Annotated in this window: 7 protein-coding genes, 1 tRNA gene and 2 pseudogenes; 2 read left to right on the top strand and 8 right to left on the bottom strand. The window is 41.2% G+C overall.

Going from position 1 to position 7302, the window contains the following annotated elements; genetic code table 11:
- Window positions 1–304: pseudogene (locus tag AC1U9U_RS14560) on the bottom strand (HD-GYP domain-containing protein); the annotation flags it as partial.
- A 423-nt stretch (window positions 305–727) separates the two neighbouring features.
- Between AC1U9U_RS14560 and AC1U9U_RS14555 the strand changes: the two are divergent.
- Window positions 728–880, top strand: a complete 153-nt coding sequence (locus AC1U9U_RS14555; RefSeq protein ID WP_479961275.1) for an aspartyl-phosphate phosphatase Spo0E family protein — start codon at window positions 728–730, stop codon at window positions 878–880.
- A gap of 91 nt (window positions 881–971) precedes the next feature.
- Here the strand turns inward: AC1U9U_RS14555 and AC1U9U_RS14550 are convergent.
- Window positions 972–1058: transfer RNA gene (locus AC1U9U_RS14550), tRNA-Leu, on the bottom strand.
- Window positions 1059–1203: 145 nt separating this feature from the next.
- Window positions 1204–2415: a nickel pincer cofactor biosynthesis protein LarC gene (gene larC, locus AC1U9U_RS14545; RefSeq protein ID WP_479961274.1), complete on the bottom strand. Its 1212-nt coding sequence runs from the start codon at window positions 2413–2415 to the stop codon at window positions 1204–1206.
- Between the two features lie 89 nt (window positions 2416–2504).
- Here larC and AC1U9U_RS14540 point away from each other — a divergent pair, with 89 nt between their 5' ends.
- Window positions 2505–2936 carry a CBS domain-containing protein gene (locus AC1U9U_RS14540; RefSeq protein ID WP_479961273.1) on the top strand — a complete coding sequence of 144 codons (432 nt, stop codon included), beginning with the start codon at window positions 2505–2507 and terminating at the stop codon, window positions 2934–2936.
- Window positions 2937–2946: 10 nt separating this feature from the next.
- On the opposite strand, the pseudogene AC1U9U_RS14535 reads toward AC1U9U_RS14540, so the two are convergent.
- The 5 genes and pseudogenes from AC1U9U_RS14535 to AC1U9U_RS14515 form a co-directional block, all read right to left on the bottom strand.
- Window positions 2947–3089: pseudogene (locus AC1U9U_RS14535) on the bottom strand (SDR family oxidoreductase); the annotation flags it as partial.
- A gap of 397 nt (window positions 3090–3486) precedes the next feature.
- On the bottom strand, window positions 3487–4776 hold the full coding sequence (locus tag AC1U9U_RS14530) for a TRAP transporter large permease (RefSeq protein WP_479961272.1): 1290 nt from the start codon (window positions 4774–4776) through the stop codon (window positions 3487–3489).
- Entirely contained in the window at window positions 4773–5402 is a 630-nt protein-coding gene (locus AC1U9U_RS14525) for a TRAP transporter small permease (RefSeq protein ID WP_479961271.1), read from the bottom strand. Before AC1U9U_RS14525 ends, AC1U9U_RS14530 begins: the two co-directional genes overlap by 4 nt.
- 101 nt (window positions 5403–5503) lie before the next feature.
- Complete coding sequence (locus AC1U9U_RS14520) at window positions 5504–6556, bottom strand: TRAP transporter substrate-binding protein (RefSeq protein WP_479961270.1); 1053 nt, start codon at window positions 6554–6556, stop codon at window positions 5504–5506.
- 133 nt (window positions 6557–6689) lie between these two features.
- Window positions 6690–7302: creatininase family protein (locus AC1U9U_RS14515; protein ID WP_479961269.1), on the bottom strand; the 613-nt coding region annotated here is incomplete at its 5' end.

The following is a 7302-nucleotide window of genomic DNA, read 5'->3' as shown; positions in this document are numbered from 1 at the left end:
CCGCCGTCTTAACCTCTTCTAAGTTGACTGAATTAAGCTGCGACTCATTGATATTTCGGCTGAGATTTTGGAGAGAGGTATAGGCTTGCTCCCGGGTCTCGTTCGAAACTGCTGAATACACCTCCACATCTTGAAAGGCATCATCCTCGATAAACATAGTATCAAAACCCAAATCGGATAACTTCTCAATATAGGTGCGCGTGAGCTTTACTCCCGCCTGTAAAAGAACTTTTCCGTTAGGGCTAACCAGCGGCCTAGCCAGGACCTCCCCTTCATTAACATAAGCAATATTTACTAGACGCATAATCCAACTCCTGTATTTCAATAATCATCTTTCTTATCTTATATTTTACCATATTAAGGGTTTAAAAAAATGTATATACATCTTCGCCAAGTTTCGCCGCTATACCTCTTCAAATTCCTATTTCAGAGATATTTTCCCTTTAGTCCTATTGCAACTTCCACCTAGTCCTATCCTAAAATGCTTTAAAAAGCATATTCATATCAGTTCTTAATTATTTCTATTATACTCTGTATTTACCAAAAAATGAAATATTATAAAAAGATAATTTTTATTCTTTTGTAATTTATAAATTTAAAAGTGGGGTGTTCAAAATAGATTTACTTCGACAAAAATTCCTATGGCTTTATGGATTTTTTTTGAGTAAAATAGAAATGTTAGTCTATGAATGTATTAACCTGTTATCCAAAGAAAGGAAGTCGAGTCATGTGGAATCACCAATTGCTTAAGCTAATAGAGGAAATGAGGAATCAGCTTAATCAATTAGGCAAGCTCAAGCCGCTTACTGATCCGGAAGTAGTAACATTAAGTCAAAAATTGGACAAGCTCTTGAACGAATATTACCTTGCTGCAAAATGAGTTTTTAAGCCCTATCTCAGGATAGGGTTTTTTATTAATTGACTAAATAAAAAAACCCTTGATTTATCAAGGGTTTTAGCATTTTCATAAATGGTGCGGTCGAGAGGACTTGAACCTCCACGGGCTTGCACCCACTAGAACCTGAATCTAGCGCGTCTGCCAGTTCCGCCACGACCGCGTAACAATGTATATTATATGAAAACTAAGGTTACCTGTCAAGAAGTTTTAGCGAATTTTAAAATCCACTTTTAAATTCTATTTTGAACACGCACTTATACACCTTGTATAAACGTTCTACCCCATAAAAGCTCCTTCGCTTTTGCTCAGGATAACTGGGCATATTTCTTTTTTAGTTCTAACTTTGCCTTCTCCGTAACTCCGTTATAAACGGATTTAAGTGATATTCCCGAATTAAGAGCAAGCTTGCGACAGTCCTCGTATTCCGGACTCACAGTGCAAACTTTTCCCTCTAAAAAAGCGATTTTTACTCTGGCTAAGCCTTGTTCGGTTTCTACGGTTAGGAATTCATAGTCAAGCATATATTTTTTAATCGGATAGACTCGCATCCCTATCGTTGTAGTTTCTTCAAAAAGAATACTACGAACTTCATCTAGGCAAAAGGGAGGAATTTGCACACTTAGTAGTACTGCTGGGCGGTTCTTTTTCATTTGGATATTTTGCAGATAGACATCCATTGCCCCTGCTTTAAATAATCTTTCAAATAGGTAGTCATAAAATTCCGGATTCATATCATCGATATTTACTTCAACGGTCAACGCTTCCCCTTCTTGAAGCCCCTTCCGGATCGGTCCCTCTTTATCTTCAATCTCGCCAACGGTCAGCTGCAAAAGGTTAGGAATGGATAAATCCTTAGATCCTGCACCATAGCCAACCCGCTCAGGCTTGATCGCAGGCATGGATCCGAAATTCTTACAGTATGTAGTTAAAATCGCAGCTCCCGTGGGAGTTACTAATTCGCCCTCCACATCTTGAGAATAAATCGGTACCTCCTGTAATAATGCCAAAGTAGCCGGAGCCGGTACCGGTAAAAGTCCATGAGCAGCTTTTACAAAGCCTTTGCCTATATGAAGAGGCGAGGCATATACCTTTTCAATCCCTAGACGCCAAAAACCGATAACTGCTCCGACAATATCGACAATGGCGTCCACTGCACCAACTTCATGGAAGTGAATCTGATCCGGAGTGGTGCCGTGAATTTTGGCTTCCGCTTCGGCTAAACGCAAAAAAATCTGCAGACTTTTTTCTTTTACTTCAGTTGGCAGGGTGCTTTTAGCAATGATTTCCTGAATATCGGCTAGATGCCGATGGACATGTCCTTCTAAGGATCGAACATGCACCTTGGTACCACTAATTCCCTGTTTAAGCACCTTCACAGCGGTGATTTTATACTCATCTAAAGCTAAGCCTGCCAGATCTGTTTGTAAAAGGTCAAAATCCAATCCCGCGTCAACGAGAGCCCCTAAGAGCATATCGCCGCTGATTCCGGAAAAACAATTAAAATAAGCCGCTTTCATACCTAATCTCCTTACGCTTACCTTGCAATTATTATTATGCTATTCTATACTTGGTCAGGCTACATATATAAGAGGGAGTGTTTACAGCAATGAATGTCGCTTTCTTCCTAATTCCCAAACAAGATGTTATTTACCTTAAAGTCAATTCTACCATGCGCCAAGCACTCGAAAAAATGGAATTCCACCGCTATTCGGCGATTCCTCTCATCGATGAGCAAGGTTCCTATTGCGGAACAATTACTGAAGGGGATCTATTGTGGAAACTAAAAAATACTCCCGGTCTTGGTTTTCATAATACTCATAGCGTTCGCCTTACGGAGGTGGAACAGCATATTCAAAATCACCCCGTTTCCATCAACTCCCGAATGGAGGATCTGATCTCCCGGGCAGTAGAACAGAACTTTATTCCCGTAGTGGATGATCAGCGAATCTTTATCGGCATCGTCCGCCGCCGCGAAATTCTTGAGTACTGTTCTAGGGCTTTAGGCAAGCTGGAATCATTAGAATTAGACGAAGCATAACTGTTTTTATTTAAATAAAGTTTCCGCCATCTACTACCCAGGTTTGACCGGTAACAAATCCCGCATTGGCTATTAAGGAATAGGCAACCTCCGCCACATCTTCAGGGGTACAAACCCGCTGCAAAGGTGTCCCATCGGCCATGCTAGTACATGCGCCTTTTGTCCTTTTACCCAGCGTGGGCGACGAAACTTCCCAATATTTCGCACCCAATAACATGGGCAAAAATTTAGACTTAAACGATGAAAATCCGCATGGACACATGGTTTCGGGTGCAAAAAGATGCTACTCCTAATCAACCAAAACGAAGTGCCGTCATGCGGAAACCTATTAATGAAATTCAAAACATACTCAGTACACACGGTCATTCTAATAACAATATCATATTCTATCTGATGAAAACTTTCAAGTTCAAAACACTTCGTGGGTGTTCAAAAACACTTCGTGTCTAGGTAGGATTTAAAAGAAAATAATTCTACGGTACAACTGAAATCTTCATCACACTAATGATAGTCCTCTTATGTTGCTAAGTGTCGTCAATGCATATATAACTTAAACTGATAGTCCCATCATCCTAGGAAGGAAGAGAGAAATTTCCGGAATATAAGTAACAACTATCAAGACTAAAATCATGACAAAGATCCACGGCCATATCCTCTTAGCTAAAACTTCATATTTAACATTGGAAATCATACTTGCCATAAATAGATTGGCCCCGAATGGTGGGGTTACAAACCCAATGGCCAAGTTTAAAATCATGATCATGCCGAAATGGATAGGACTAATACCAAGGGCTTCCACAATCGGCAGCAAGATAGGAACAAGAATAATGATCGCCGCATTGGTCTCCATGAAGGTACCCACGATCAGCAGTAGAATGTTAATCATTAGTAGCAGGAAGGTGGCATTGGTAGTGATGGCTAGAATTGCCTCGGAGATCATTTTAGGAATTTGCTCGATTGCCAAAATTCTTCCAAAGCCGGAGGACATACCTATAACAAATAATACGGGAGCACAAAGCACTACCGCCCGATAGCCAAGATAAGGCAATTCGCTAATCTTAATTTCTTTATACACGAATACGCTAAGGAATATACCTAAAAAACAGGCCAAAGCTGCTGCTTCGGTAGGGGTAAATATTCCGCCATAGATGCCCCCAAGTACGATAAATGGGATCGAGAGCGAAGGTATCGCTACAAAAAATATCTTAAGAACTTCTTTAAACGTATAATGATGCGGGGTTTTGACTACATAACCACGTTTTTTTGAAGAAATATAAGCGTAAGTACATAATGCGGTACCGACGAGTATCCCTACAGGAAAACCGGCCGTGAACATAGAGGTTACGGAAGCATTGGCCGCAACAGCATAAACAACCATACATATGCTCGGCGGGATGATAGTTCCGATGGTTCCGGCTGTGGCAACCATGGAGGTAGCATAGGGTTTGTCATAGCCTTCAGAAGCCATCATGGGAATCATGATCAGACCAATGGCCGCAACCGTCGCTGAACCGGTACCGGATATAGCGGCAAAAAACATACAAGCTACGATTGAAACAATTCCCAGGCCGCCGGTCATATTGCCAAAAAAGATCTTGGCAACATCCAACAGTCGTTTGGAAATACCGCCCTTTCCCATTATATCGCCGGCAAAAGTGAACAAAGGTATGGCGAGCAGCGTAAACGAATCAAGGCCCAAGGTGATTGATTTTGTAAAACTCTCCAGCGAGATGGCTTTATAGACATAAATCATAATTAATGATGCTATTCCCTGGGAAAAAGCGATTGATACGGAGAAAATTATTAAAAAGGCAAATGATAGAAAAAATACTGGTATCATCGCTTACCACCCGCTTTCCTCTGGTTCTCCTCAAGCAATACAGTTCGATCTAGAGTTAGATCAAGCTCCTCTTTTTGTTTAAGAGGAGTAAAGAAAATGTTATTAGCTCCGGAATATTGACCGCCGTCATTTCGGAATAAATCGTAGGAGGAGTTAAACCTTCTGATCTTCCAGACTAAGGACTGAAGAGTTCTCAGGCACATCAGCGTATATCCGACCACTGCTGCGCCATGTAGCCAATTCATGCTGATATTGGCGGTAAGACCTCTATCACCAAACAAGGATACGGATTGCATGATATCTATGGAACCTTTAAGCAATAACACAAGCACAGCAAGCGTTAAAACATCAACCGTAATTAAGACAAGCCTTCTGACTATCGTCGGAAAAAGCTCCCTGATAAAATCTACGCCAATATGACGACCATTTCGTGATATATATCCTATCGATACGAAGCATAGCCAGACAAATATAAATCTTGCGATTTCCTCGCCCCATGCAAAACCGCTATGAAATACAAACCGTAGAATTACCTGAACCGTGACCAGTGACATCATTAAATAAAAAATTATTGTCATTAACAAGGGTTCAAGATTTACATCTAACCATTTTAAAAGGTTTTTCATACATATCTGCTCCCATTATATTTCATTTAGGAAACAAGGGCGTTTCCGTCGAAACACCCCTGTCCACTTTACAATGATCGGTTAGAGTCACGTTAGATAGCTTACTTCCTTGTTTGTTCTGCATACCTCTGAACAAGATCATATTTTTCTTGACCGGCTAGTGAGATTATAGTGGGAGAAACAACTTTGTTCATGATAGCACTCATTTCTTTTCTTGCCTCGGGCGAAACCTCGTTAACCTGAACACCTGCATCTTTAATTGCTTTTAACATTGAATCCTCTTTTTGAACAATATTTTTCCTATGGAAAAGAACTGACTCGCGGAGCGCATCGGCGACAATCTTACGGTCTCCTTCAGATAAGCTGTTCAGAAATTTATCATTGGCTACAAGGATATCTGTTGAAAATAGGTGTGAAGTCAGCGAAATATACTTCTGAACTTCATAAAACTTTGCTTCATAGATACTGGAAATGGCACTTTCCTGTCCATCAATTAGTTTTTGTTGGAGCGCCGTGAATAGTTCATTATAGGCAACAGAACTTAAGGATGCACCAACTGATTCCCAAGCCTTTGTCTGCACTTCGCTGTATCCTCTGATTTTGAGTCCCTTCAAATCTGTTACCGAAGTGATGGGTTGTTTACTGTTCGTGAATTGCCTGAATCCGGTAGGGAAATAGGCAAGACCTGTCATACCCATTGCTTGGTATTCTTTAAGCATTGCCAGACCAGCATCACTGTCCTGGAAACGGAAGGCATGATCATAGTTGTCAAAGAGGAAATAACTTTCAAGAGCAGCCAGCGGTTTAATGGTATTGCTGATATTCATTGGGTTGCTGGTAGCCATCTGAATGTCACCTTTACGAACCTGATCGATCATCTCAAGCTCTTTGCCGAGCTGTCCGGAAAGAAAAAGCTGCACATCAATTCTGCCATTGGTTTTTTCTGCAACTGTTTTCTTGAACAGTCCTAGGGCCTCTGCACCCGGACTATTCTCAGAAAGCACGCTACCAATTTTAATGACCACCTTCTCTTCAGGCTTCGGAGCAGGGGTACTTGTGCCATTACCAGTACCATTGTTAGTGCCAGTGCTGCCGCATCCAACCAAAGAGATCACCAGCATAAGGCTCAACATTAAACACATAATTCTTTTCATAGTATTACCTCCCATTTATTTAAGTTTTTATTCCCTATGTTTATTTTTTGTCGTTATGCGTGGTAAGCCATGTTTGGATCTTTGCTGAATATTGTGCAGATAATAATAATGATTCTGATGTAGAAATAGCGAGTTATTTCTTGAGCAACTGACCTTTTTGATCATGATCCTTGTCGTACTCGAAGTTTGCAGTACCTAAATAACCTAACGGGTTGCGGAAGCCTAGGGGATTAATGCCGCAAGGATATTTCTCACGGATCTCTTTGATTAGTTCACAATACAAATCCACGGTAGCCTCAACAAGTGCTTGTCCCTTTTCAGCACTAGCTTTTGTTGGATCACCAATTACACCGTTATCTAGATCGTCCTTTTCTGGCAAAGCAAAAGTTCCTTCAAAATGGTACATCATTCCCGGGGCAGCTGCCTGACCCGGAGCAATCTTCCACTTACTGTCGATTAGCGGGGTACCGTGTCCCGGCGCAGCGTACTCCATATTAACATGCTCCGGATAGAGATAAAGCGCAAGCGAGGTCTCTGCTTCATCAGCATGCCACATGAAATCTTTAAGAGTGCTCTTGTTGTCACGCAGGAAATCATACCATGTGGACGAAATTGTAAAATAACCCTCGATTCCCAGTGAATGGGTGGCAACAATCATTGAGGAAACCTGTCCATGAGCGGATATAATGATAAATTTGTTGAAGCCGGAAACGGCTGCCCCTCTGATGATTTCCTTCAGAAGACTG

The sequence above is a fragment of the Desulfitobacterium sp. genome, from assembly GCF_982384815.1.
This window is presented reverse-complemented; position numbering and strand designations above follow the sequence as displayed.